Source organism: Mesorhizobium sp. M4B.F.Ca.ET.017.02.2.1 (genome assembly GCF_003998955.1).
GTDB lineage: Bacteria > Pseudomonadota > Alphaproteobacteria > Rhizobiales > Rhizobiaceae > Mesorhizobium > Mesorhizobium abyssinicae.
The window spans coordinates 1-25,180 of the sequence record NZ_RZOF01000052.1; the positions used below are offsets into that span (position 1 = coordinate 1).

Consider the following 25,180-nt stretch of genomic DNA (forward strand, 5'->3'; position numbering starts at 1 on the left):
TGGCAAGACAGCGTGTTGGCCGGAACCGGTCCGCAGGCCCATTCCGCGCCGTCGGGAGTGACGGTCTGGATCTGGACCGGCGCGCCACCGGCCACCAGCGTGGCGGCATCGTTGACCCGCACCGGACCGGTGGGGGCCGCCGTGCCGGCGTTGCTGACGGTGATGCGGCAGGAAACCACCGCGGCACCGGCCAGCGAGCCGTTGCACACCTTGGTGATGCGCAGGCCGGGCTTGCCGCCATTGGGATGGCGGAAGCGTTCCTTGGCGCAGGCCTTGTTGTTGGTGAGGTCGACCTCACCGGGGATCGCCCTGACCTCGGCGCAGTTCTCGACGCTGTCAGACTGGTAGTTTGCCGGCATCACCGCCTTGACGACGATCGACGTCGACGCGCCAGGCATCAGCACGATGCCGGGATTGTCGCAACGGAACTGGCCGGGGCCGTTCGGTCCACAGCTCCAGGGCGGAGACGGGCCGAAGGTCGAGGAGGCCGGCGCGCCGCCGGGATAGCTGTCGACGACCGTCAGCGGTCCGTTATAGGGGACGCTGCCGTTGTTGATGAGGTCGATGACGAAGTAGCAGATGCCGTCAGCCGTGCAGACCGGGATGCGGGCACGCTTCTTCAGGATCAGGTCGACCTTCTTCTCGACCGGCGGCCGGCACTCGGGGTCGCGATCGCCACGCCGGCAGATCGGGATCGAGGCGCAGCCGCGATCGTTCTGCTGGCTGCCGAACAGCGGCTTGCCGCTGGCCTGGTAGTCGTAGATGGCGCAGTTGCGCAGCACGCGTCCCTGCCAGCCCGGCGCCGGCTTGAAGCCGAGCTTGAGGTCGACAAAGGCGCCTGGGTTGAGCGTGGTCACCGGATGGGTGCAGGTCATCGGCGTGACGCCGGGCACGCAGACCCAGGGCGGGTTCGGGCCGGAATCCAGCACCGAGCCGGCCGGCAACGTCACCTCGTCGAGCACGATCTTGCCGTGATAGGGGGTGCCGCCGACATTGCTGACCCTGATGGTGAAGTCGCAGCCGCCGGCCATCGTGCAACGCGTGACATCGGCGCGCTTCTCGACCTTGAGGTCCGGCTCCTTGTCGGGCGGGCATCTGAGATCGCGTGGGATGACGATGTCGATGGTCTGCGTGCAGCACAGGCCCCAGCCCTCCTCCGGACCGGCATAGGTCTCGATGCCGGTGACAATAAGGTGGATGACATCACCGGGCGATGCGCCGACGATCTTCCAGTTGAGCACGCCGCCGCCCGCCGGCACCAATTGGGTGTCGGGGATGATGGTGATGCCGGGCGTGGTCGTCGAGACCTGCACCCACTTGCCGCCCATCTCCGGGCCGACAGGCATGTGGTAGATGAAGGCGCCGCCGCCGGGCACGCAATCGACCGTGCCGCGCTCCACCTTGAAGCATTCCTTGCCGGGAGGTGGTGGTGGCGGATTACATTTGGTCAAGTCGATGCGGATCGAGGTCTTCTCGCCGGTAAGGAAATCGCCGTCATCCGGCTTGCCCGGATCCTGCGACGGGATGATGGTCCCCGGGCCGCCTCCCATCGACACCTTGATCGTGCCCTGGTTGTCGATCATGGCCGGCGCGGGGAACGCCGCGTGGTCGATCTTGGCCACGATCTGGAAGGTGATGGTGCGTTCGTTCGCGGCGCCCATGCCGTCGAGATCGCTGGCGGAAATCCGGAAATCGGAAACCGTCGCGGTGTCGTTCGGGTCCGCCGAGGTGCTGATCGATGCACCGGGCAGAGCGCCTCCACCGGCATCGGTGCCGTCGCCGGACACATGCACGCTGACGATCTGCAGGCCATGCGGAAGCTGGTCCTTGAAGTCGAGCCTGGCGTTCTTCAGCGCATTGGCAAGCACGGGATTGGCAAAGGCTTGCGCATTGCCGTGCAGGCCGAACGTCAAGGTGTAGAAGACGTAGTCGCAGCTTCTCTGGCCGCCCTTCTTGGTGAAGAACGGCACGATGCGCCCCGGCTCGGGATTGACGACACGGGGATTGTCGAGCTCAAGCCTGGGTTCCGGGCCTGCGGCCTCGACGATCTTGGCCGGGATGGGGTCCTCGGCGAAGGCCGGCAATGCCGGCAGCATGGCGACCGCGATACCGGCCGCCATCAGCCAGCGCGCGCCGCGCCTGGCATATGACAGGGGTTTCATGATCGTCTCCATGACGGTGGGTTTGCTGCTGGGAGCAAACGGGGAAAGCGCGGAAATGGTCATCTTTCCCTCCCTCACGGTTCGCAGCTGACGGCTGGGGTTCTGAGCGGCAGGGTCATCTTGCAGCAAGGGTAGTAGCCGCCCTTGTCGCGGTCTGACTGCCTGTAGAAGCAGAGCCCGACATCGACCGTGTCGCCCGGATAATGGCCGGTGATGCCGATCGTGTATGGGGTGCCCGGCGCATGCGACATGGGTGAGGTCACCCCGACGCCTGGCGTCTTGGACAGAGCCTTGATCGAATCGCCGCCGAAGCCGGCATGGTCATGGAGATAGAGATCGGCCTCGAGGCCCGAGGGCGTGCAGAAGTACTGGACATCCTCGACATCGAGACAGGGAGGCAGATTGCCGGGCGGTGGGAAGTCCGGCGGATAGAATGGCGGCAGGTAACCGCCAGGAATTTCCTCATAGTAGCCGGCACGGCCCTCGCAGGGACGCCAGACCCTGACGTCGCCGACATGGCCTTCCACTTCCGGGTCCTCGAAATAGCTGTCGAAGTCGACGAACCAGGAGCCGAAGGGCGGCACGTTGGCCGGCTTGACCAGCGGGGTCGGCGTGAACTGGACGCCATGCACGGCAAAAGGCCCGCCAGCGGCGAGTTGCTCGGCAAGCGCCGGATTGTCACGCAACTTGTCGCCGGTGTTGACCAGCGTGTCGGTGCAGACACTGGTGTCGAGATTGCCCTCGGCGTCATAGCCATATTGCAGGTCGACGCCGCCGGCCGACTGGCGGTTGCCTTGCGGGAAGCCGATCGCATATTCCTGCGGCTCTTCCACCCAGACCGATTCCGTCGCCGGATCGTCGGGATTCTCGCGCCAGTAGCGGATGACCTCGCCCTTGCCGGAATCGGCGAAGCGGCTGTAATCGTAGCGGTTTTCCACCGGGCCGCGCTGGGCCAGGTACATGAAGCCCTTGTTGTCGAAAGCGATGCCGGTGACGGCGTAGTCCTTGTCGGCCTTGACAGTCAGCTCCCAGCGCGGATCGCCGGCGAAGCGGCCGTCGCGGGCAATGCCCACCGACCAGACCTCCGCCTTTTCGCCGACCGTATAGTAGACCCGGCCGCCGTGATAGGCGACTGCCCAGACACGGCGCTCGTCCTGGGTGTAGCCCCATGTGTCGGGGTCTTCGCTGTCGAAGGCGGCGCCCTGGATGTCCATGACGGCGCCGTCGTCGGCGACCGGGTCGAGCCCGTGCGCCGGGCGTCCGGCGACGCCATGGTCGAACGTGTCGATCAGCGTGCCGTTGGCGTCGATGCGATGGATCAGGCCAGTGTCGAGATCGGAGGCGAAGAACTGGCGATGGATGGGGTCGAAGGAAAGGTTGCCGATGCCGGGCCCGCTGTTGGTGTCGATATCGGCGAATTTCGAAACGGCGCCGGTAATGCCGTCGATCTTCCAGATCGTGCCCGGCCCGCCGCCATTCTCGGTGCCGAACTGGCCTTCCATGAAGGCAGCACCGGCAGCGCCGCGGCGCTCTCGCTCGGGCCGTCCGTCACTGTCGGCGTCGGGCGTGACGATCTCGATGCCGTGCAGCGAGGTCGCGGCGGCATAGAGGTTCGGGATGCCCGACGGCACGCCATCACGCACGCCGTCGTCATAGGTAAGGCCGAAGACCTCGCCGATCTGGCCGGCCGTCACCTCGAAGGGCGGCGGCGTGTAGACGAGCTGGCCCGAGGCCGGGCCGCCGAGATGCGAGACGTCGAAGACGCGCAAGGAGGCGCGGCTGGTGTCGATGAAGGTTTCGTCGACCGGATCGACGCCGGGCGGAAGGCCCCCCTCTTCGGACTCGGAAGAGTCGAAATTGGGGATGACGGTGCCGGGGAAGCCGGTCACCGCCATCGAGCCAGGATAGATGATCTGGGTTTCCTGCGCGCCGGCAGGGCTGCCGAGCCACAGGCCGGCGCTGAGCGCAAGAGCAAGAAATCCGCTGGTTGCCTTTGCCGCGCGGCGCAAACGGCCGGCACGAGCGTGCGCAAGAGCGCCTTGGTCGCAGGACATAGAACTCCCCCCGAAGTCTATGGAAGAACCATCCGGCATTGCCGCGCGAATCAGGGCAAGGCTCGGCGTTCCGGCACGTTCTTCCCTGATCGAATTGTCTGCTTTCCTCATGCTCACGATACGCCGGCTCTTACGCAGGGTCAACGGAATCAGCGGAAAGCCCAGCGCATCGACCCTGTCCCGAAGACGGTGGTCGCGCCGAGCTTCTGTTGTTCCCGGAGACCGTGGAGCCTCTGGGTTTCTGGTCATTGGGTTTTCCTTTCCCGGGCCGCACCATGCGGCGCCTGAGCGTCAGTCGCGGGCTGACGCGGAAAGGTTCATGCCGCCGCCGATGGAATCCTGCGGCCGGCTTTCCGCCACGGCGGCCTTCTGTTAGCGTTGGTGCGGATAAGGGTTGGATAGTCAGGGAGGGGGCATGACAGGCAAGCGCCTCATACTGCTGCTGGCGTCGCTCGTCCTTTCGTCGCCGGCATTGCCGTCGGCGGCCAAGACCCTGGTCTACTGCACCGAGGCCAGTCCCGACACATTCGATCCGGCACTTGCCTCCGGCACCCGCGATGCGTCGGCGACCGCGCTCTACAACCGCATTGTCGAGTTCGAACCCGGCACGACCAAAGTGCGTCCCGGCCTCGCCGAAAAATGGGAGGTCTCCGACGACGGGCTGACCTACACATTCCATCTGCGGCGCGGCGTGCGATTCCACAGCATCGAAGGCTTCACCCCGACGCGCGACTTCAATGCCGACGACGTGCTGTTCACTTTCGAGCGCCAGGGTAGCGCCGGGAACCCTTTCCACAACTATGCCGGCCGCCAGTACATCTATTTCGACGGCATCGGCATGCCGGACCTCGTCGTCGGCTGGCGCAAGCTCGACGACTACACCGTCGTCATGACGCTGAAGGCGCCGCACTCGCCGATGCTGGCCGATCTGGCGCTGGATTTCGCGTCGGTCGTCTCGAAGGAATATGCCGACAGGCTGCTGGCGGAGAAGCGTCCGCTGGACCTGGCGACAAGGCCGGTCGGAACCGGTCCGTTCCAGCTTGTCGACTATCAGCAGGATGCGGTCATCCGCTACAAGGCCAATCCGGACTACTGGCGCGGCCGGGCGAAGATCGACGATCTGGTCTTCGCCATCACCACCGATGCCAGCATCCGCATGGCAAAGCTGCGCGCCGGCGAGTGCGATGTCATGCCCTATCCCAATCCGGCCGACCTCGAGGCGATCAAGGCCGCGCCCGGCATCAGGCTGATGCAGCAGGAGGGCCTCAACACCGGCTATCTCGCCTTCAATACCTTGCAGAAGCCGTTCGACGATCCGCGCGTCAGGAAGGCGATCGACATGGCCATCGACAAGAAGGCGATCGTCGATGTCGTTTTCCGCGGCACCGGCGAACTGGCTCGCAATCCGCTGCCGCCGACCTCATGGGCCTATGACAAGTCCGCTCCCGGCGATGGCTACGATCCCGATGGCGCCAGGCGCGAGCTCGCCGCCGCCGGCGTCCATGATCTGCGCATGAAAGTCTGGGCGATGCCTGTGCAGCGGCCCTACAACCCCAACGCCCGGCTAATGGCCGAGATGATCCAGTCGGATCTCGCCAAGATCGGCGTCGGTGTCGATATCGTCACCTATGAATGGGCCGAGTATCTCGCCCGCTCGAAGGCGCGCGACCGCGATGGCGCCATGCTGTTCGGCTTCACCGGCGACAATGGCGATCCGGACAATTTCCTGTCAGTGCCGCTCGGCTGCGCCGGCGTCGGCACCACCAACCGCGCCAACTGGTGTTTTGCCGCTTTCGACGCGCTGCTCAAGCAGGCGGCGGCCATCGTCGATCCCGCCGCCCGTGCGAAGCTCTATGTCGAGGCGCAGCGACTGTTCCGGGAACAGACGCCATGGGTGGTCATCGCGCATTCGGTGGTGTCGATCCCGATGCGCGAACGGGTTCGAGGCTACGTCATGGATCCTTTCGACCACCATGACTTCTCCGGCGTCGACATCCAGGACTGACCGCCCGGTGGCGGCCGCGGACCTCGACGTCTATGTGGAGAGCCTCAGCAATTTCGGCTCGTCGCGGGAATACTCGATCCAGTCGCTGCTGCCTCATGTGGAAGAGGCCGGGCTGAAGGTGCGCGTGCTCGATCGTCCGGCGGGCGGCAGCCGTGCGCCGGCCGCCCTGCTGCATGTCGACCTGACGGAAGTGCCGCAAGAATATTCCCAGATCGGCATTCTCTACCAGCGCACCATCAACGGCCGCGCCCTCTCCATCCACCGGCACCTCTATTCGACGCTCAGGCTGAACTACGGCGACAGCCACCCGGGCCCGGTCGTCGTCAAGACGGTGCTCAACAGCCGGGGCCGGCCCGAGCTGCGCTGGCGGCAATACCGCAATGGCTGGACGCGGGCAGCGCATGCGTTGCGCAAGATCGCGACGCCGGACTACAAGGAGCGCCTGTGCCCGCGCTACCGCGTCTACGGCACGATCACCGAGGTTCCGGCGGAGGTCTGGCGCGACGAGAGGCTGATGGTGGAGAAATTCGCTTTCGACAGCCTCGACCTGCCGATCGTGAAACATCGCTACATGTTCCTGCTCGGCGCCGAACTCAACATGCGGCAGGTCTACGAAGACGTGCTGTGCGCGGGCGCCAAGATTGTCAGCAACGAAGTGGGCGGCGCGGTTCCCGACGAGGTCAGGGCGGTGCGGGAGAAGCTCCATCTCGATTACGGCGCGATCGACTATTTCATCGTCGACGGCAAGGGCATCGTTGTCGATGCCAACAAGACGGTCGGTTCCAATCCGAGCTGGCTGAAGCGCAATTTGTTCCGGCAGGAATTCGACCACCGCATGGCCGAGGCGCTGATCGGCTTCATCCGCGGCTGAGCGAAGGACGCCGGCTCACCAGATCCAGTCGCCCTTGCCGAGCGCCGTTGCGGCCTCGACGATGCGGGTGAAGCTGGCGCGCGCCCGGCCGACCGTGTGCCGGGCCCTCAGGTAGCCGTGCACAAGTCCCGGTTCCTCGAACCAGTACGCATGTCCGCCGGCCGCGACGACGCGGTCGCGATAGGCCTCGCCGTCGGAGGACAGCGGGTCGCATTCGGCGGTGATCAGCACGGTCGGCGGCAGGTAGGCGAAGTCTGCATCGGCGAGCGGCGCCAGCGTGATGTCGCCGGTGCGGTCCTCGCCACCGGTGCGGATGTGCTTGTAGAATTCGAGGTCGCGCACGGTCAGCATCGGTGCTTCGGCATGCGTCACATAGGAGCCACGAGACCGGTCGCCGCCGAGGCCGGGATAGATCAGCAGCTGGCCGACCGGTTTTTTGGCATGGCCGCGCGTCGCATGGCTGACGGCGGCGCAAAGATTGCCGCCGGCGCTGTCGCCGCAAAGCAGGACGGGGCGTTCGTAAGCAGCGGCGGCCCATTCGAAGGCTGCCATGACATCGTCGAAGGCGGCCGGGTGCAGGTGCTCCGGCGCCAGCCGATAGTCGACGGAAACCACCTCGAAGCCGGTGCGGGCGCAGAGCTCGGCGCAGACATCGTCATGGCTGTCCAGCCCGCCGAGGATGAAGCCGCCGCCATGGACGTAGAGCACCATCGCCGCCGTCTGCGGTTTTGCGTTGCGATAGAGGCGGATCGGGATGTCTTGCGCAGGCGCCGGGATGGCTGTGGTCTCGACCGTCACGCCTTGCGGATAGCCGGCAAAGAACTCGCGGCACATGCGGTCATAGATCGCGCGCTGCTCTGCGATCGTGTAGTCGATCGTATCCGGCGGATAGTAGGAGTTGGTCTTCTCGATGAAGGCCCAGGTCTCGGCGTCGATGAGGGTTTTGTAGTTGGTCATGCAGGATGACCAACTTTCGGTGATGGCGCCCAGGCCCCCCTCTCTGTCCTGCCGGACATCTCCCCCTCAAAGGGGGAGATCAGATGTCGCGAAGGCTTTCGCCTATCTTCTACGCTGGAAGAAAAGCGTAGAGGCTGAAACTGCCGATCTCGCCGCTTGAGGGAGAGATGCCCGGCAGGGCAGAGGGGGGTGCCTCGCGCCATCATCTCCGCAGAGTCACTTCCCCTTCCACACCGGGTCGCGCTTCTCGGCGAAGGCCCGGAACCCTTCCATATTGTCTTCCGACCCATAGAGGATATCGACGGTCGGCAGTTGGCGGCGTGTCACCTTGTTCATTGCGTCCTGGAAGGTGAGCGCCTCGGCCACGCGCGCGGTCTCCTTGATCGCGGCGAAGACCAGCGGCGGGCCGCTGGCCAGCATCCGCGCGATCTCCCAGACGCGGTCCTCGAGCTTGTCCTTGGGCAGCACCTCGTTGACCAGGCCCCAGCGATGCGCTTCCGCGACATCCATCCAGCGGCCAGTGAGCAAAAGGTCCATCGCGACATGGTAGGGAATGCGTTTCGGCAGCTTGATCGTCGCAGCGTCGGCCAGCGTGCCGGCGCGGATCTCGGGCAACGCGAAGGAGGAATGGTCCGAGGCGTAGATCAGGTCGCAGGACAGCGCCAGTTCGAAGCCGCCGCCGACCGCCATGCCGTTGACGCAGGCGATGACCGGCTTGTTGAGGTCGCGCAATTCCTGCAGCCCGGCGAAGCCGCCGACGCCATAATCGCCGTCGACCGCGTCGCCGCCGGCGGCCGCCTTGAGGTCCCAGCCGGCGCAGAAGAACTTGTCGCCGGCGGTCTTGACGATGGCGACGCGCAATTCGGGATCGTCGCGGAACGCCTTGAACGTCTCGCCCATCAGCCGCGACGTCTTCAGGTCGATGGCGTTGGCCTTCGGCCGGTCGAGCGTGACCTCGAGGATCGCGCCCTCGCGGCGGGTCGAAATGACGTCAGACATTCTTCTTTTCTCCAAGCACCAGCAGCGCGTCGGCGATCCAGGCGCCCTTGCCTTCGGCGCAGACGATGAGCGGATTGATGTCGAGCTCCTCGATCTCGCCGGCATTCTGCTGCACGAAGCCGGCGATGCCGGCGATGGCGTCGATGGCAGCCTGAACATCGGCCTTGGGCCGGCCGCGATAGCCTTCGAGCAGCGGATAGAGCTTCAGTCCACGCAGGGCCGCTTCGATGTCGTCGCGGGTCGCCGGCAGCATCAAAGTGACGCTGTCTCGCAACAATTCGACCAGCACGCCGCCGGTGCCGAGCGTCATCACCGCGCCGAACATCGGGTCGCGGGTGAAGCCGACGATCAGCTCGGCGACGCCGTCGCGCACCATGCGCTCGACATAAAGGCCGGTGCCGAGCGGCAAGAGATCATGCGCGGCGGTGCTGACGGATTCGGCGTCCCGAAGGTTCAGCTGCACGGCGCCAACCTCCGATTTGTGGGTGACGCCCAAAGTCTTCAGGGCAACCGGGAAGCCGAGCGCCATGGACGAAATCACCGCCTCGACGGCATTGGCGGCGCGCTCGCCCTTCGGCACCGGCAGGCCGGCCTTGATCAGCCGCGCCTTGGCCTCGGCCTCGTCGGGCGTGACATGGCCGCCGCTGGCGACGCCGGAAGCAGACGTGTCGACCGGCTGCGCCTCGGGCTCGCGCCAGGCCCAGCCGATGAAGGCGGCGGCTTGCGCGGCATCCATGGCTTCCGAGATGCCGAACAGCGGCACCATGCCGCGCGCCATCAGCCCGGCGGTGTATTCCTCCGGCAGGTTCTCCGGCAGCGAGGAAACGATCGCGCCTTGCGCGCTGTTGGTCTTCAGCGCCGCCTCGAAGGCGCGCAGCGTCGTCCACCAGTCGGTGTCCGAACAGCGGTCGGGACGGGGGAAGTCGAGCACCAGCATGTTGAGGTCGAAGCCGCCCGACACCATGGCGGTGAAGGTCGCCGTCATCGCCGGCTCGTTGTTCCATATGAAGGTGTGGTAGTCGAGCGGATTGGCGACCGCGACTAGCGGCCCGAGCGTCGATTTGACATGGGCGCGGTGCTTGTCGGTTAGTGCAGGGAAATGCACCCAGCGCCCTTCGGCGCTGTCGGCCATCACCGAGGCCTCGCCGCCCGAGCAGCTCATCGAAGACAGCTTGTAGCCGGGCAGTGGCCCGGTGATGTGCAGGAGCTTCAGCGCCTCGATGAAGGCCGGAATGGAATCGACGCGGGCGATGCCGAGCCGCTTCAGGAACGCGCCCGAGGCGGCATCCGAGCCGGCGAGCGAGGCGGTGTGCGACACCGTCGCCTGCCGCGCCTGTTCCGAGCGGCCGACCTTCATGGCGATGATCGGCTTCTTCAGCTCGCGGGCCCTGGCCGCCAGCCGCTCGAAGCCGGCTACTGCGTCAAAAGCCTCGATGTGCAGGCCGAGCGATGTGACGCGCTCATCCTCGATCAGGCCGAGCGCCATTTCCGAGAGGCCGGTCTGCGCCTGATTGCCGGCGGTCATCAGGAACGCGATCGGCAGGCCGCGCTTCTGCATCGTCATGTTGATGGCGATGTTGGACGACTGGGTGATGATGGCGACGCCCTTGCCGCCGTCGGGCAGCCGGATGCCGCCATGCTGGTCGGGCCACAGAAGCGCGCCATCGGCATAGTTGATGAGGCCATAGCAGTTCGGACCGATGATCGGCATCTGGCCGGCGGCTGCGACGAGCTCGGCCTGCAGCCGTTCGCCGTCCTCGTCATAGGCCTCGGTCTCGAGGAAGCCGGCGGCGAAGCAGACGGCGCCGCCGGCGCCGCGCTCGGCCAGTTCCCTGATCACCTCGATGGTGAGATGGCGGTTGACGCCGACAAAGGCGGCGTCCGGCGCGCCGGGCAGGTCGGCGACGGAGCGGTAGGCCTTGCGCCCGGCGACCTCGTCCTTTGTCGGATGCACCGGCCAGATTTCGCCGGCAAAGCCCATCTTGATCGATTGCGCGACGACGGCGGCGGCCTGCGCGCCGCCGAACACGGCTATGGACTTCGGGCGCAGGAGACGTTCGAGTTTATGCATGGTCATCTTTTCGTTTGAGCATGATCTTCCCCCAAACCGGACCCCGGTTTGGGGCACATCATGCCCTAAGCCCCGAACGGACGCAGCAGCGCCCGCGAAATGATATGTCGCTGAATCTCCGAAGTGCCTTCCCAGATGCGCTCGACGCGGGCGTCGCGCCAGATGCGCTCCAGCGGCAGGTCGTCCATCAGCCCCATGCCGCCATGGATCTGGATCGCCTCGTCGGCGACGAAGGCCAGCATCTCCGTAGCCTTCAGCTTGGCCATGGCCATGTCCTGGTCGGTGACGGTGCCCTGATCGTACTTCCAGCCGGCTTCGAACACCATCAGGTCGGCGGCTTTCAATTCGGTCGCCATGTCGGCGAGCTTGAACGACACGCCCTGGAATTTGCCGATCTGCTGGCCGAACTGCTGGCGCTGCGCTGCATATTCGATGGCATGGCCGAGCGCGCGCTCGGCGCGGCCGAGGCAAGTGGCGCCGACCTGCAGGCGGGTGGCGCCCAGCCAGGAATTGGCGACCTCGAAACCCTTGTGGACCTCGCCAAGGACCTGGCTCGCCGGCAGCCGGCAATCGTCGAATTCGAGAATGGCGTTGGTGTAGCCACGATGCGAGACGTTGCGATAGCCGTCGCGCACCGTAAAACCCTTGGTGCCCTTGTCGACGAAGAAGGCGGTGATCTTCTTGCGTTTGCCGCGCGGCGAATCTTCTTCGCCGGAAGCCATGAAACAAATCGCAAAGTCGGCGATGTCGGCATGGCTGATGAAATGCTTGGTGCCGTTCAACACCCAGTCGTCGCCGTCCTGGACGGCGGTGGCCTTCATGCCGCGCAGGTCGGAGCCGGCGCCGGGCTCGGTCATTGCGAGGCAGTCCCATTTCTCGCCGCGGATGCAGGGGAAGAGGTATTTCTCGCGCTGCTCCGGCGTGCCGGCGAGCAGGATGTTGGACGGGCGCGCGACGCAGGTCCAGTGCAGCGCGTAGTTGGCGCGGCCGAGTTCCTTCTCGTAGAGCAGCCAGCTCACCGTATCGAGGCCCGCGCCGCCGACATCGGCCGGCATGTTGGCGGCGTAGAGGCCGGCTTCGATCGCCTTGGCCTTGATCTCGTCGACAAGCTCGCGGCGCAGCACGCCGGTGCGCTCCACCTCTCTCTCATGCGGGTAAAGTTCGTTCTCGACGAAGGCGCGCGTCGTCTCGACGATCAGTTTTTGTTCCTCGGAAAGACCGAAATCCATCGCCTCAGCCCTTCTTCTTGCTCTTCTTCGACTTTTCGGCCTTTGCCGGCTTCACGGCCTTCTTCACCGGCTTGGCAGCCTTGGCCTTCTCGGCCGCCTTGGAGACCGGCTTCTTTGCCGCCAGCTTGGCGAGCTGCCTGGTATAGTCCTTGTGCAGCGCGCCGGCGCCCCAGCCCTTGCCCTTGTTCTGCTTCGACAGCGCTTCCATGATGGCGACCAGATTGTCGTCGCGGATCTTTTCCAGCTCGCGGATCGACAGGCCATGCGCCTGCTCGTCCGACTGGGTGGCGATGAGGTCGACCAGCTCGTCGTTGAACTCCGGCACGTCCATCAGCTTGGTCCACGGCCATTTCAGGCAAGGGCCGAACTGCGCCATGAAGTGGCGCATGCCGGCCTCGCCGCCAGCGACGCGGTAGACCTGGAACATGCCCATCTGCGCCCAGCGCAAGCCGAAGGAATAGCGCATAATGTCGTCGAGCTCCTCGACGGTGCAGATGCCGTCCTTGACCAGCCACAGCGCCTCGCGCCAGGCGGCTTCGAGCAGGCGGTCGCCGACGAAGGCCTCGATCTCCTTGCGCACCACGACCGGTTTCATGCCGATCGAGGCATAGAGCTCCTTGGCAACCTCGATCGCCTCCGGGAAGGTCTGCTCGCCGCCGACGATCTCGACCAGCGGCAGGAGATAGACCGGGTTGAACGGATGGCCGACGACCAGCCGCTCCGGGTGCTTCTTCATCGCCACCTGCATGTCGGTCGGCTTGATGCCGGAGGTCGACGAACCGACGATGGCGTTGGCCGGCGCATGGGCGTCGATCTCGGCCAGCACCTTGTGCTTGAGGTCGAGCCGTTCCGGCACGCTTTCCTGGATGAAATCGGCGTCGGCGACCGCCTCGGCGATGGTCTTGGCGAAGGTGAGCCTGCCTTCCTTGGGCAGGCCGCCGGGCAGCATCTGCTTATAGGCGCGGCGGGCGCCCTTCATCACCTCGCCCACTTTGCGCGAAGCATCGGGATCCGGATCGAAAATCGACACATCGATGCCATTGAGCAGAAGCCGCGCCACCCAGCCGGCGCCGATGACGCCGCCGCCGATGGCGGCTGCCTTGTTGATGATGCTCATGCGGAAGCTCCGGTTCTGGTCTTGGCTGTTTCGGGATCGGTAAGCGGCACACGCTCGCCGGCGCGGATCACGGCCGGGTCGTAAGCCTTGCGAGCGAAGACCTCGAGCACGAAGGGCCGGAAGAATTCGATCGGCAGCGTGTCGTAATCGGGGTCGAAGCTCGACTGGTCCCAGCGCTCGCAGAACCGGTCGCAGTCGTCGAAGTAGGGATGGCCGGCGAAGCGGTCACGGGCGTCGCGGTTGCCGCCGAGATGATGCGCGTAATAGAGGCGCTGGAAATCGCCGTGCTTCTCCACCACCCAGGTGCACTGTTCGCGCACGAACGGCTTCAGGATCGCGGCCGCGTATTCGTCGTGATTGTAGGGCGCGTAGATATCGCCGATGTCGTGCAGCAGCGCGCAGGCGATCCAGTCAGTGTCGGCGCCGTCGCGCCAGGCCCGCGTCGCAGCCTGCAGCGAATGGCCGAGCCGGGTGATCTTGTAGCCGGAGAGGCCCTCGTCGAGCTGCACCAGCGCGTCGAGCAGCCGCTCGCCGGTTTTCGCAGCGTAGTCGACCTCATGGACGGTCAGGAATTCGTAGTCTTCCCTGTCGCCATCCTTCATCGCAGTGAATTTGACGGTAGCCATGGTCAGCTCCCGATGTGTTGCTTGAGCATGATCTTGCCCGAAAACCGGCTCCCACTTTTCGGGATCATGCTTATGCCCCGGCTGCGATCGGCGCCCGCTTGGTGAGGTTGAGCTTCTTGCGCACTTCCTCCGGCCCGAGGATCCTGGCGCCGAGATTGGTGACGATGCTCGCAGCACGCTCGACGAGCTGCGCATTGGTCGCCAGCACGCCCTTGTCCAGCCAGAGATTGTCCTCAAGGCCGACGCGGACATTGCCGCCGGCCAGCACCGCGGCGGCGGCATAGGCCATCTGGTTGCGGCCGATCGAGAAGGCCGACCAGTTCCAGGTCGACGGCACGTTGTTGACCATGGCCATGAAGGTGTTGAGGTCGTCGGGCGCGCCCCACGGCACGCCCATGCAGAGCTGCACCAGCGCGTCCGGCTTCAGCACCTGCTCCTCGACCAGCTGCTTGGCGAACCACAGATGGCCGGTGTCGAAGGCCTCGATCTCCGGCTTGACGCCGAGCGCCGTCATCATGCCGCCCATGGCGCGGAGCATGCCGGGGGTGTTGGTCATCACATAGTCTGCCTCGGCGAAGTTCATCGTGCCGCAATCCAGCGTGCAGATCTCCGGCAGGCACTGGCGCACATGCTCCATGCGGTTGGTGGCGCTGCCCATGTCGGTGCCCTTCTCGTTGAGCGGCAGCGGCGCCTCCGGCGAGCCGAACACCATGTCGCCGCCCATGCCGGCGGTGAGGTTGAGCACCACGTCGACATTGGCCTCGCGGATGCGCTCGGTCACCTCGCGGTAGAGATGGATGTCGCGCCTGGGCTTGCCGGTCTCGGGATCGCGGACATGGCAGTGGACGATCGCCGCACCCGCCTTGGCGGCGTCGATCGCCGAATCGGCAATCTGCTTGGGCGAGCGCGGCACATGCGGGCTGCGGTCCTGCGAGCCGCCGGACCCGGTCACGGCACAGGTAATGAAGACCTCACGGTTCATTGCGAGCGGCATTGGACTTCCTCCCAATCAAGACAGACCCAACAATGACCGACTTGCCGGAAACTGTTTTGCGCTTTACGAAGCTGACATGACTAAAAGCGAAAAGCCGACGATCTTTCGCGCCGAGCACGAAACGCTCAAGGTGACGTTCCTGGTGTTCTCCGGTTCGTCGATCATGTGCGTGGCCTCGGCCGTCGACCCGCTGCGCGCCGCCAACCGCATCTCCGGCGAGACGCTGTTCGACTTCAAGCTGGTTTCGGTGACGGGTGAGGCGCCGGTCACGACTTGTGGCCTGCCGGTGGCGGTCAGCGGCCGCTTCGATGCCGCGGAGCCGACCGATGTGTTGGTCGTCGTCGCCGGCTTCGGCACGCAGAATTATGCCACGTCGGCGCTGCTTGCGGGGTTGCGGAGGGCAGCACGTGCGGCCCGCGCTTGCGGCGGCGTCGAGGCCGGCACCTGGCTGGTGGCGCGGGCCGGCCTGCTTGAAGGGCGAAGCGCCACCACGCATTGGGAAGACATGGAGGATTTTTCCGCCGCCTTCCCGGGCGTCGACGTGCGTCCGGACCGGTATGTCATCGACGGGCCTGTCTTCACCTCCGGCGGCGCCTCGCCGACCTTCGATCTGATGCTGCATCTCGTGCGGACCAGGCTCGGCATGGCCGTGGCGCTCGATGTGGCGAGCGTGTTCATCTACGACCAGGCGCGCGCCGCGACTGATGCGCAGCCGCTGGTCTCGCTCGGAAGGCTCGACGGCTACGACCCAAGGCTGGCGCAGGCGATCCGGCTGATGGAATCGCATGTCGACCAACCGCTGACCATCGACGCCGTGGCCAAGCGCGCCGGAGTGACAGCGCGGACGCTGGAAAGCATCTTCCGCAAGTCGATCGGCGAGACGCCCGGCGCCTATTATCTGCGGCTGCGCCTCAGCGCCGCCCGGCGCCTGGTGGTCGACACGCGGATCGCCATGGCCGACATTGCCGGGCGCACGGGATTCTCCTCCGCTGCGGCATTCTCCAGGGCATTTTCGAGGGCTTTCGGCGAAGCGCCGGTGAGGCTCCGCCGGGGATAGACTACGCGGCGTTCTGCCGGGTGCTGGCGCTGTCGATCTCGGAGCGCATCTGTCTTGCAATATGGGTCTCGAAGCGGCTGGCGACCGCGCGATCCCATTCGGTCGCGCCGCGCGAACCGGCCTTGCCGTGCGGCAACGCCATCAGCCGGTCGATGATCGAGCCGGCCTCGCCAGATGAGAGCAGGGCGTCGATTTCGCGTTCGTGCTGCATATCGTTTCGCCTCCTTCTTCCTGATTCCCGCCACGAGCCGACACTATACGAAATCCGTGACGGCTGTTTGAAGGCAAGAGAGAGGCGATTGAGGGGCGGCGCGGGGCAAAACCTTGTCGTCGGTTTCTGCCCCGCGCAAAGCCGTTTTATCTTAGCAATTGCTTGAGTTAGAGCAATTCCAGGTTTTCCGTCCTGAATGCGCCAGAACAAATAGATAGGGCCGGCGCCGGCCCTCACACATAGCGGTTGACGATGTTCTCCAGCAGTTCCTGGCGGCCGGAGCGCGGCTGCGGCTCGATCTTCTTCTTGACCACGCGCTCGGCGATCTCTTCCAGCGTGCGCTTGCCCGACAGCATCGCCTTGCCCTCGGCCGTGCTCCAGCCGGCATAGCGCTCGGCCAGCGGGCCCGACAGCGCCTTGTCCTCGATCATTTTCGCCGCCGCCTTGAGGCCGCGCGCGCAGGCATCCATTCCGCCGATATGGCCGATCAGCAGGTCCTGCGGATCGAGCGACTGGCGCCGCAGCTTGGCGTCGAAATTGGTGCCTCCGGTCTTGAAGCCGCCGCCCTGCAGGACCTGGTAATAGGCGAGCGCCATTTCCGGCACGTTGTTGGGGAACTGGTCGGTGTCCCAGCCCGACTGGTAGTCGTTGCGGTTCATGTCGATCGAGCCGAAGACGCCGAGCGCATTGGCGAGCGCCAATTCATGCTCGAAGGAATGGCCGGCGAGGATGGCGTGGCCCTGCTCGATGTTGAGCTTCACTTCCTTCTCCAGCCCAAAGCGCTTGAGGAAGCCGTAGACGGTGGCGACGTCGTAATCGTACTGGTGCTTCGTCGGTTCCTGGGGCTTCGGCTCGATCAGGATGGTGCCCTTGAACCCGATCTTGTGCTTGTAGTCGACGACCAGGCTGAGGAAGCGCCCGGCCTGCTCCTGCTCGCGGCCAAGGTCGGTGTTGAGCAGCGTCTCGTAGCCCTCGCGGCCGCCCCACAGCACGTAGTTCTCGCCCTTCAGGCGCTTGGTGACGTCGATGCAGCTTTTCACCGTCGCCGCCGCATAGGCGAAGACATCCGGATCGGGATTGGTGGCGGCGCCCGACATGAAGCGGCGGTGCGAGAACAGGTTCGCCGTGCCCCACAGCAGCTTGACGCCGGTCTTCTTCATCTTGGCGGCAAAATAGTCGGCGATCTCGTCGAGGCGCGCGGCGCTCTCGGAAAAGTCCTTGCCCTCGGGCCGGACGTCGGCGTCGTGGAAGCAGAAATAGGGCGCGCCGAGCAGCGAGAACATCTCGAAGGCGACATCGGCCTTGAGCTTCGCCAGCTCCATCGTGTCGATGCCGCCCGGCTTGGCGAACCAGGGACGATCGAAGGTCTGGCCGCCGAACGGGTCGCCGCCGGGCCAGGCGAAGGAATGCCAATAGGCGACGGCAAAGCGCAGATGGTCTTCCAGCCGCTTGCCGGCGACCACCTCGTCCGGATTGTAGAACCGGTAGGCCAGCGGATTGGTCGAATCCGGCCCCTCGTACTTGATCGTCTGGATGTCGCCGAAAAATCCGCTGCCCATGATTCTTTCCTCTCGCAAGTTTCTGTCCGCCATTACCTCAGGCGTAATTGGTTTCATGTTGGCGCTGGCCGAAAAGGGTCATGTCGAAACGATCCAACGAAGGATGAAGACCATGACCGACCTCAACACGATCGCCCGGAACTACATCACCGCCTGGAACGAGAGCGATGCGGGCCGCCGCAAGGCCCTGCTCGAAGCGGCCTTCACCAGCGACGTCAGCTACCGCGATCCGATCATGCAGGGCGACGGCCACGCCGGCATCGCCGCGCTGATCGACGGCGTGCAGCAGCGCTTCGCCGGCTTCCGGTTTTCGCTGAAGGGCCAGCCGGACGGGTTTGCCGATCAGATCCGCTTCTCGTGGAATCTCGGTCCTGAAGGCACGGAGCCCGTCATCGAAGGCACCGACATCGGCGTCATCGAGAACGGCCGCCTGAAGAGCGTCACCGGCTTCCTCGACAAGGTGCCGGCGCAGTGAGACTAGTCGGGTAGGAGAGGCGCGAGGCCCCCCTCTCTGGCCTGCCGGCCATCTCCCCCTCAAGGGGGGAGATTGATCGTCACGCGGACCTCCGCCAAACGCCAACGCCGAAAGAAAGGTGCCAACGTCGAAGCTGCTGATCTCCCCCCTTGAGAGGGAGATGCCCGGCAGGGCAGAGAGGGGGGCCTCGCGCATACTCACGCGGTTGCCGCCCTGATCGCCGGGTAAAGCGCCCTGTAGCGCTGGTAGGCGTCGGCGAAGGCCCCGCCAAGCCCGCCGTCCGGATCGATCGTGGCGTCGGTCGCCGGCGCGGTGCACACGGCAAGCGGATCGGCGCCCGTTGCGGCAATCAGCCCTAACCGCGCGGCGCCGAAGGCGGCGCCGAAATCGCCGTCGGCCGGGATGTCGACCGGCACCTGCAGCGCGGTGGCGATCGCCTTCAGCCAGTAGCGCGAGCGCGAGCCGCCGCCGATCGCGGTCACCCGGGTCAGTGTCGTGCCGGCCGTTTTCAACGCTTCGAGACTGTCGCGGAAGGCAAAGGCGACGCCTTCCAGAACGGCCTGCGTCAGCACGGCGCGGCCGGATTCGTGCGCCAGGCCGGTGAACGATCCGCGAATTGCGGAATCATTGTGGGGCGTGCGCTCGCCCGAGAGATAGGGCAGGAAGGAAACGCCGGTCGGCGCCTTGAGCGTATCGCCGAGCTCGGCGGTCAATTCGCCGGCGCTTTTGCCGGTGATCTCCGACAGCCAGTTGAGCGAATCGGTGGCCGACAGGATAACGCCCATCTGGTGCCAGGTGTCGGGCAGCGCATGGCAGAAGGTGTGCACTGCGCTTGCCGGATTGGGGAGGTAGGCGGCGTTGGCGGCGAACAGCACGCCAGAGGTGCCGAGCGACACAAAGGCGTGGCCGGCGCCGACCGTGCCCATGCCGCAGGCCGAGGCCGCATTGTCGCCGGCGCCGCCGGCGATCGGAATGCCGGCCGCAACGCCCCATTTGGCGGCAAGCTCGGCGCGCAGGGCGCCGGCCTTCGCCGTGCCCTCGACCAGCGACGGCATGTGCTTCTCGTCGAGTGACGTGGCTGCCAGCAGATCAGCGGACCAGCGCCGCCTGCCGACGTCGAGCCAGGAGGTGCCGGCGGAGTCGGACATTTCCGAAATGTGCTCGCCCGTCAGCCAGAGCCGCAGGAAATCCTTGGGCAGCAGCACCTTCGCCACGTTGGCGAAGATCCTGGGCTCGTTGTTCTTCACCCAGGCGAGCTTCGGCGCGGTGAAGCCCGGAAAGACGATGTTGCCGGTGAGCTTGCGGAAGCGCGGATCGGCGTCGAGCGCGGCGGCCTCGACATGGCTGCGCGTGTCGTTCCAAAGGATGCAGGGGCGCAGCACCTTGTCGCCGACGTCGAGCAGAGTGGCGCCATGCATCTGGCCGGACAGGCCGATGCCCTTGACCGCCGCGAGTTCCTTCGGATGCGCGGCCTTGAGCTCGGCAATCGCTGTTTCGCAGGCCGCGATCCAGTGCGCGGGATCCTGCTCGGACCATCCGGGATGCGGCCGCGAGACATCGAGCGAGCCGTGGCCGGAGCCGATGACGGTCTGCCCGGCATCGATCAAAAGCGCCTTGACGCCCGACGTGCCCAGATCGAGGCCGAGATACATGATGTCCTCCCAATGCCATTAATTTTTTCGGATCTCGAAAAAATCTGGCTTGGCCAGTTCTTATGCCAAGATCCGCTTCGGGTCAATTCTCGGACAAATCGGCGGCGCGGCGCGAAAACAGCGCCGACAGCGGACTGTCCGGCCGCGCAAAGGCGCGTTCGCCCGTCAGCGCCCGCGCCAGCGGTCCATCGCCGGCGCGCAGGGCGGTCTCGATCAGCGTCAGGTCAATGACGTCGCGTTGCGCATGGCTGCCGCCGAAGCGGTTCGCGATCGACCGTATGGGGCGGATCAGGCGCGCCGCCTCGGCGTAATTTGCTTCGCCGAACGCCTTGATCGCCAGCGTCAGCGGATGGCCGACATCGCGGGTGAAAGCCGCATTGTCGTCGTTGCCGCGCATCGCCTCGCCCTGCGCGTCGAGCAGGCCCTCCGCCCGCGCCTCCTGGCCGGCGCCGACGAAGGCCATCATCGCGTGGGCATCGTTGAAGGCATAGTTGCCGCCGCCGGCCTTGTGCCAGTTGTCGGCCAGAGCCGTCCAGCGCCCGCCGACATCGACGCCGCCAAGACACAGCCGCCACAGGATTGCCGAGGCATCGACCATGTTGAGCGCCATCGTCGAGGCCTCGCCATAGATCGGGCCGTCATAGAGCGCCAGCACCTCATCGACCTCGCCGAGGTCGTAATGGAACAGCGCCAGGTGCCACCAATTGTGCACCTTGAGGAAGCTTTCCCTGGTCCAGGCGTCAGGATTGGCGCGCATCCAGGCGATGCCGTCCTTTTGCCGGCTCTGCATCTCCATGACATGGGCGACGGCGTGCTGCGCCCAGCCGTCGCGCGGCTCGATCTCGACAGCCGTGCGGCCGAGCCGTTCGGCGCGCGCATAGTCGCCCATTTCCTCCAGCCCGAAGGCCTGCATGCCGAGGACCGCATGATAGCCGGGCATGTCGCTTCGCCAGGCCGGCAGGGCGCGGCCGATGCGGTCGCGCAGCATGCGGGCGTTGCCGGTGAAGAAGTCGATCTGATGCCCGGTCAGCAGCGCCACGAGATCGAGCGGATGGTCGATGGCGACATCCTCGAGGATGCGGGAGGCCTCGTGCCAGCGCCCCCAGGCGAGATGGCCGAGGGCCGCGACATGCGCCTGCTCGCGCGCCGTGGCGGCGAGCGGCAAGGCCGCCTCGTGGCATGCCCTGGCCACGAGCGTCGCCTCGCGCTCGGTGGCAAGCGCGAAGAGGTAGCTCTTGAACACATGCGCCATGACGAAGCCGGGATCCTCGGCGATCGCGCGATCGGCCGAGCCGACCGGATCGCCGATGAAGCACTGAAGCTCACGCACAGCCCGACCATAGGCCGTCAATCCGGCTTCCGTCGCGCCGGACAAGGTCAGCCCGAAAGCGTCCCTGACTGCCATGGCTAGCCCTCCATCAGATGCCGGAACTGGCCTATCCTAGGCCAATAGGGGCTGGCACGCCAAGCTCAGGTCGCGCATGTCGACAAAGCCAAGGCAGGCGAATTTCGCCCGCTTCAATTGCCCGAGCGCATCGCCATGGTGGCGATGCCGGCGCCGACCAGGAGCGTGCCGCCGGTGCGGTTGAAGATGCGAATCGCTTTCGGGTTGCGCACGACGTTGCGCGCCCGCGCCGCGATCAGCGCGTAGCCGAAGGCATTGGCGAAGGCGAGCGCCAGGAAGGTCGTCTCGAAGATCAGCATCTGCGGCCAGAAGTCGGCATGCCGGTCGAGGAACTGCGGCAGGAAGGCGACGAAGAAGGTGATGCTCTTCGGGTTGAGCGCGGTGACCAGCCAGGCGTGCGCCATCATCTTGGCGGCGGACACCGCGTCGGTGCGCGGCTCGGCTTTCAGCGCTCCGCCGGCGCGGAACAGTTTGACGCCGAGATAGATCAGATAGCAGGCGCCGATCACCTTGAGCACGGTGAACACGGTGGCCGATGCCGCCAGCAGCGCGCCGATGCCCAGCATCGACAGCGTCATGGCGGTGAAGTCGCCGAGCGCGACCCCGACCGCCATCGGCAGCGCGGTGCGCCAGCCCTGGCCGAGCGCATAGGAGACGACCAGAAGGATCGTCGGACCCGGGATGACGAGAAGGATGGTGGAGGCGGCGGCGAAGGCGGCCCAGTTCTCGAAGGACATTTCCTCACTCCTTGAGCACAAAGAAAAGGATAAATCCTCGGGTCGGCCGGAATGTAAAGAGGCATCTTCGAAATGTTTGGGCGGCTGGTTCAGCCCTGCCGGCGCGGCGACGGCCATTAGGACCAAAGTCGGGTCCTTCACGCTTTGTCAACCATGACTGATGAAAATGCCTGTTATCCCGGCCGGACCGTGCTTCCCGCCGACAGCGTAGGGTCTGGTGTATGCGCGAGTTGCCGCAAAATCTGACGCCGCCGAACGGCGACGCAATCGAAACCGAAATTCAGCTTTCCCGCCGCGCCATGCTTTCCGGCGCCGGCGCCATGGCGCTGCTCGGCATGGCCGGCTGCAGCACCCAGACGCTCGAACTGCCGCAATTGCAGCTCGACGACGTCACCACCGGCTCGGTGCGGCCCATCCGCCCCGCCATCAGCGTCGACAAGAACATCACCGGTCCCGACGTCATGTACGCGTCGCTGAGCGATGGCGGCTTCGAGGTGCCGGCGGTGCCCTATCTGAAGGTCAAGCCGGAGTTCCGCCGCCAGATCGTCGTCGACAAGACCGGCGAGGCGCCCGGCACCATCGTCGTCCACCTGCAGGAGCGCATGCTCTACCTCGTGCAGCCCGGCGGCGAAGCCATCCGCTACGGCGTCGGTATCGGCAAGGACGGCTTCCGCTGGTCGGGCCGCGCCAACATCCAGTACGGCAAGGAATGGCCGGTCTGGACGCCGCCGCCGGAGATGATCCAGCGCAAGCCGGAACTGGTGAAATGGCAGGGCGGCCAGCCCGGCGGCCTCACCAACCCGCTCGGGGCGCGAGCGCTCTACATCTTCCAGAACGGCAAGGACACCGGCTACCGCATCCACGGCTCGCCGGAATGGTGGAGCATCGGCCAGGCGATGTCGTCGGGCTGCGTGCGCCTGATCAACCAGGACATCATCGACCTCTACAGCCGCGTGTCGAAGAAGAACCCGGTGGTCGTGGTCTGATCCCCGGCCGCTGCCGGCGCCCGTTTCGGCGACTTGTTCCAGTGCGGTCTTTTCTCCCGTTGCGTCATCCCGCAAGACAGGCGAAGGTGCCTCAAAACCATCGCCCGGGAGAGAAGCAAGCATGGCCGGAACTTTCGTCATCGCGCAGGGCGGCGGCCCGACCGCCGTCATCAACCAGACGGTCGTCGGCGCCGCGCTGGAGATCCGCAAGCGCCATCCCGGGGCCAGGGTGCTGGGCTCGATCCACGGCGTGCGCGGCATCCGCGACGGCAACTATGCCGACCTCTCCGCCATCCCGGAAGAGCAGCTCAGGCTGATCGCGGCAACGCCGAGTGCTGCGCTCGGCTCGACCCGCGACAAGCCCGACGCCGCCTATTGCGAGGTGATCCTCAACGGGCTGAAGAAGATCGGCGCCGACGCCTTCATCTATATCGGCGGCAACGACACGTCGGGCACGCAGCAGATCCTGACCGACGCCGCCGGCGGCTCGATCGCCTTCGTGCACGCGCCGAAGACAATCGACAACGACCTCGAGGAGAACGACCACACGCCGGGCTTCATCTCGGCGGCCGAGTTCGTCGCCGGCGCCTTCCTCTCGGTCGATCTCGACTTCCGCGCTTTGCCCGGCATCTATGTCGGCATCGTCATGGGCCGGCATGCCGGCTTCCTGACCGCGGCCGCCGCCGCCTGGCAGCTCGATCCGGACAGCGGCCCGCATCTGGTCTACGTGCCGGAGCGCGCCTTCTCGGCGAAGCGCTTCATCGACGACGTGCGGGCCACGCTCGACCGCCACAAGCGCTGCATCGTTGCCGTCTCCGAAGGCGTCAGCACCGCCGACGGCAAGGCGCTGGTCGAGAGCCTGGTGCCGCCAGAGAAGCTCGAACGCGACCAGCACGGCAACGTCAAGCTGTCGGGCAGCGACCTGACGGCCGCGTTGGAGCGCGCGCTGGCCGAAGGCCTGCCGGGCAAGCGGGCGCGGGTCGACGCGCTGGGCTACATGCCGCGCGGCTACATCGGCGCCATCAATGCCGTCGACGCCAAAGAGGCCTTCGACGCCGGCGCCTTCGCCGTCGAGGTCGCCGGGCAGGGCGGCGGCTCGGTGGCGCTGCAGTATGACGGTTCCAAAACCGTGCTGAAGAAGGTGCCGCTGAAGAACGTCGCAGGCAAGACGCGCCACATGCCCGACGATTTCATGCAGCCCGACGCCAACAAGCTCTCGGATGCCGGCATGGCCTACCTCCAGCGGCTGGTGCCGGAGAAATACAAGGTCGGGAAGCCCTTCGTCTGATGGGCGACCTGGTGGTGGGCGACTGGTTCGGCAAGGCCATCGTCGACGCCAGGACAACGATGCTGACCGAGCCGTTCGTGCATGATTTCGTGCGCGCCAACATCTGGCATCTCAGGGGCCGCGATGCCGACCTTCTGGTCGACACCGGCATGGGCATCCAGCCGCTGGCGGCCGAGATCGACACCCCAGCCGGCAAGCCGCTGATCGTCGTCGCCACGCATATCCATCTCGACCATGTCGGCTCGCTGCATGAGTTCCCGCTGCGGGCCGGGCCGAAGATGAGCGCGGCGCAGTTCGAGAGCATGGATGAGGCCGTCACCTATGCCTACATGTTCCACAATCTCGACGGCGCCGTTTCCAAATTGCCGGCGCCCGACTGGAAGGCGGCCGATTATCGGATTCCACCGGCGCCGCTGACGCGCGCGCTCGACGAGGACGACATCGTCGATCTCGGCGACCGGCAGTTCCGCGTCCTGCATCTGCCGGGACATTCGCCCGATTCGATCGCGCTGTTCGACGAGGCCGACGGGTTGTTGTTTGCCGGCGATGCCATCTATGACGGCATGCTGATCGACGATTTGCCGGATTCCGATCGCGCCGCCTATTGCCGCACCATGCGGCGCCTGCTCGACCTGCCGATCCGCATCGGCCATGGCGGTCATGGACCGAGCTTCGACGGCGCGCGGATGCGCGAGATCGCCCCGGCCTATCTGCGCCGCAGAGGC

Annotated in this window: 20 protein-coding genes and 1 pseudogene; 7 read left to right on the top strand and 14 right to left on the bottom strand. The window is 65.8% G+C overall.

What is annotated here, in order from left to right:
- Positions 1-2,225: pseudogene (locus EN738_RS09465) on the bottom strand (hypothetical protein); the annotation flags it as partial.
- Positions 2,226-2,236: 11 nt separating this feature from the next.
- Positions 2,237-4,216 (bottom strand): hypothetical protein, encoded by a 1,980-nt coding sequence (locus tag EN738_RS09470; RefSeq protein ID WP_127283444.1) that lies wholly within the window; start codon positions 4,214-4,216, stop codon positions 2,237-2,239.
- Between the two features lie 415 nt (positions 4,217-4,631).
- On the opposite strand from EN738_RS09470, the gene EN738_RS09475 reads away from it, so the two are divergent.
- The gene (locus EN738_RS09475; RefSeq protein ID WP_127283445.1) at positions 4,632-6,221 is read left to right on the top strand and encodes an ABC transporter substrate-binding protein; all 1,590 of its coding nucleotides are present in this window, start codon (positions 4,632-4,634) and stop codon (positions 6,219-6,221) included.
- 7 nt (positions 6,222-6,228) lie between these two features.
- Complete coding sequence (locus EN738_RS09480) at positions 6,229-7,092, top strand: hypothetical protein (protein ID WP_127283446.1); 864 nt, start codon at positions 6,229-6,231, stop codon at positions 7,090-7,092.
- A gap of 15 nt (positions 7,093-7,107) precedes the next feature.
- Here EN738_RS09480 and EN738_RS09485 read toward each other — a convergent pair whose 3' ends face one another.
- The 7 genes from EN738_RS09485 to EN738_RS09520 all read right to left on the bottom strand — a co-directional run bounded on the left by EN738_RS09485 (position 7,108) and on the right by EN738_RS09520 (position 15,085).
- Entirely contained in the window at positions 7,108-8,049 is a 942-nt protein-coding gene (locus tag EN738_RS09485) for an alpha/beta hydrolase (protein ID WP_127283447.1), read from the bottom strand.
- A gap of 216 nt (positions 8,050-8,265) precedes the next feature.
- Positions 8,266-9,048, bottom strand: a complete 783-nt coding sequence (locus tag EN738_RS09495; protein WP_127283448.1) for a carnitinyl-CoA dehydratase — start codon at positions 9,046-9,048, stop codon at positions 8,266-8,268.
- Complete coding sequence (locus EN738_RS09500) at positions 9,041-11,119, bottom strand: acetate--CoA ligase family protein (protein WP_127283449.1); 2,079 nt, start codon at positions 11,117-11,119, stop codon at positions 9,041-9,043. Before EN738_RS09500 ends, EN738_RS09495 begins: the two co-directional genes overlap by 8 nt.
- A gap of 65 nt (positions 11,120-11,184) precedes the next feature.
- A complete protein-coding gene (locus tag EN738_RS09505) occupies positions 11,185-12,348 on the bottom strand; it encodes an acyl-CoA dehydrogenase (protein ID WP_127283450.1) in 1,164 nt (387 codons plus the stop codon).
- 4 nt (positions 12,349-12,352) lie between these two features.
- Positions 12,353-13,465 (bottom strand): carnitine 3-dehydrogenase, encoded by a 1,113-nt coding sequence (locus tag EN738_RS09510; RefSeq protein WP_127283451.1) that lies wholly within the window; start codon positions 13,463-13,465, stop codon positions 12,353-12,355.
- Entirely contained in the window at positions 13,462-14,091 is a 630-nt protein-coding gene (locus EN738_RS09515; protein ID WP_127283452.1) for an HD domain-containing protein, read from the bottom strand. The genes EN738_RS09510 and EN738_RS09515 overlap by 4 nt, the downstream gene beginning before the upstream one ends.
- Positions 14,092-14,161: 70 nt before the next feature.
- Complete coding sequence (locus EN738_RS09520; RefSeq protein WP_127283453.1) at positions 14,162-15,085, bottom strand: 3-keto-5-aminohexanoate cleavage protein; 924 nt, start codon at positions 15,083-15,085, stop codon at positions 14,162-14,164.
- Positions 15,086-15,161: 76 nt separating this feature from the next.
- On the opposite strand from EN738_RS09520, the gene EN738_RS09525 reads away from it, so the two are divergent.
- The gene (locus tag EN738_RS09525; protein ID WP_127283454.1) at positions 15,162-16,142 is read left to right on the top strand and encodes a GlxA family transcriptional regulator; all 981 of its coding nucleotides are present in this window, start codon (positions 15,162-15,164) and stop codon (positions 16,140-16,142) included.
- A gap of 1 nt (position 16,143) precedes the next feature.
- Here the strand turns inward: EN738_RS09525 and EN738_RS09530 are convergent, their stop codons facing one another.
- Together EN738_RS09530 and xylA are read right to left on the bottom strand one after the other, a co-directional pair.
- The gene (locus EN738_RS09530) at positions 16,144-16,353 is read right to left on the bottom strand and encodes a hypothetical protein (RefSeq protein ID WP_127283455.1); all 210 of its coding nucleotides are present in this window, start codon (positions 16,351-16,353) and stop codon (positions 16,144-16,146) included.
- A gap of 233 nt (positions 16,354-16,586) precedes the next feature.
- Positions 16,587-17,912 carry a xylose isomerase gene (gene xylA, locus EN738_RS09535; protein WP_127283456.1) on the bottom strand — a complete coding sequence of 442 codons (1,326 nt, stop codon included), beginning with the start codon at positions 17,910-17,912 and terminating at the stop codon, positions 16,587-16,589.
- 112 nt (positions 17,913-18,024) lie between these two features.
- On the opposite strand from xylA, the gene EN738_RS09540 reads away from it, so the two are divergent.
- A complete protein-coding gene (locus EN738_RS09540) occupies positions 18,025-18,387 on the top strand; it encodes a nuclear transport factor 2 family protein (RefSeq protein WP_127283457.1) in 363 nt (120 codons plus the stop codon).
- Between the two features lie 197 nt (positions 18,388-18,584).
- Here the strand turns inward: EN738_RS09540 and xylB are convergent, their stop codons facing one another.
- The 3 genes from xylB to EN738_RS09560 form a co-directional block, all read right to left on the bottom strand.
- A complete protein-coding gene (xylB, locus tag EN738_RS09550) occupies positions 18,585-20,039 on the bottom strand; it encodes a xylulokinase (RefSeq protein ID WP_127283459.1) in 1,455 nt (484 codons plus the stop codon).
- Positions 20,040-20,121: 82 nt separating this feature from the next.
- Positions 20,122-21,444: a tetratricopeptide repeat protein gene (locus EN738_RS09555; RefSeq protein ID WP_127283460.1), complete on the bottom strand. Its 1,323-nt coding sequence runs from the start codon at positions 21,442-21,444 to the stop codon at positions 20,122-20,124.
- A 113-nt stretch (positions 21,445-21,557) separates the two neighbouring features.
- On the bottom strand, positions 21,558-22,181 hold the full coding sequence (locus EN738_RS09560) for a LysE family translocator (RefSeq protein WP_126056936.1): 624 nt from the start codon (positions 22,179-22,181) through the stop codon (positions 21,558-21,560).
- 299 nt (positions 22,182-22,480) lie between these two features.
- Between EN738_RS09560 and EN738_RS09565 the strand changes: the two genes are divergently transcribed.
- From EN738_RS09565 to EN738_RS09575, 3 genes are all read left to right on the top strand, one after another.
- A complete protein-coding gene (locus EN738_RS09565; protein WP_189605786.1) occupies positions 22,481-23,167 on the top strand; it encodes a L,D-transpeptidase in 687 nt (228 codons plus the stop codon).
- Positions 23,168-23,288: 121 nt separating this feature from the next.
- Positions 23,289-24,455 (top strand): diphosphate--fructose-6-phosphate 1-phosphotransferase, encoded by a 1,167-nt coding sequence (locus tag EN738_RS09570; RefSeq protein WP_127283462.1) that lies wholly within the window; start codon positions 23,289-23,291, stop codon positions 24,453-24,455.
- The coding region (locus EN738_RS09575) for an MBL fold metallo-hydrolase (RefSeq protein WP_189605784.1) at positions 24,455-25,180 on the top strand (726 nt) is incomplete at its 3' end. The genes EN738_RS09570 and EN738_RS09575, both read left to right, overlap by 1 nt.

Excerpts from the sequence above, each read along its gene's own strand:
- EN738_RS09470 (WP_127283444.1), bottom strand. The coding sequence starts at position 4,216 with ATGTCCTGCGACCAAGGCGCTCTTGCGCACGCTCGTGCCGGCCGTTTG.
- EN738_RS09475 (WP_127283445.1), top strand. The coding sequence starts at position 4,632 with ATGACAGGCAAGCGCCTCATACTGCTGCTGGCGTCGCTCGTCCTTTCG.
- EN738_RS09485 (WP_127283447.1), bottom strand. The coding sequence starts at position 8,049 with ATGACCAACTACAAAACCCTCATCGACGCCGAGACCTGGGCCTTCATC.
- EN738_RS09495 (WP_127283448.1), bottom strand. The coding sequence starts at position 9,048 with ATGTCTGACGTCATTTCGACCCGCCGCGAGGGCGCGATCCTCGAGGTC.
- EN738_RS09500 (WP_127283449.1), bottom strand. The coding sequence starts at position 11,119 with ATGCATAAACTCGAACGTCTCCTGCGCCCGAAGTCCATAGCCGTGTTC.
- EN738_RS09505 (WP_127283450.1), bottom strand. The coding sequence starts at position 12,348 with ATGGATTTCGGTCTTTCCGAGGAACAAAAACTGATCGTCGAGACGACG.
- EN738_RS09510 (WP_127283451.1), bottom strand. The coding sequence starts at position 13,465 with ATGAGCATCATCAACAAGGCAGCCGCCATCGGCGGCGGCGTCATCGGC.
- EN738_RS09515 (WP_127283452.1), bottom strand. The coding sequence starts at position 14,091 with ATGGCTACCGTCAAATTCACTGCGATGAAGGATGGCGACAGGGAAGAC.
- EN738_RS09520 (WP_127283453.1), bottom strand. The coding sequence starts at position 15,085 with ATGCCGCTCGCAATGAACCGTGAGGTCTTCATTACCTGTGCCGTGACC.
- EN738_RS09525 (WP_127283454.1), top strand. The coding sequence starts at position 15,162 with ATGACTAAAAGCGAAAAGCCGACGATCTTTCGCGCCGAGCACGAAACG.
- EN738_RS09530 (WP_127283455.1), bottom strand. The coding sequence starts at position 16,353 with ATGCAGCACGAACGCGAAATCGACGCCCTGCTCTCATCTGGCGAGGCC.
- xylA (WP_127283456.1), bottom strand. The coding sequence starts at position 17,912 with ATGGGCAGCGGATTTTTCGGCGACATCCAGACGATCAAGTACGAGGGG.
- EN738_RS09540 (WP_127283457.1), top strand. The coding sequence starts at position 18,025 with ATGACCGACCTCAACACGATCGCCCGGAACTACATCACCGCCTGGAAC.
- xylB (WP_127283459.1), bottom strand. The coding sequence starts at position 20,039 with ATGTATCTCGGCCTCGATCTGGGCACGTCGGGCGTCAAGGCGCTTTTG.
- EN738_RS09555 (WP_127283460.1), bottom strand. The coding sequence starts at position 21,444 with ATGGCAGTCAGGGACGCTTTCGGGCTGACCTTGTCCGGCGCGACGGAA.
- EN738_RS09560 (WP_126056936.1), bottom strand. The coding sequence starts at position 22,181 with ATGTCCTTCGAGAACTGGGCCGCCTTCGCCGCCGCCTCCACCATCCTT.
- EN738_RS09565 (WP_189605786.1), top strand. The coding sequence starts at position 22,481 with ATGCTTTCCGGCGCCGGCGCCATGGCGCTGCTCGGCATGGCCGGCTGC.
- EN738_RS09570 (WP_127283462.1), top strand. The coding sequence starts at position 23,289 with ATGGCCGGAACTTTCGTCATCGCGCAGGGCGGCGGCCCGACCGCCGTC.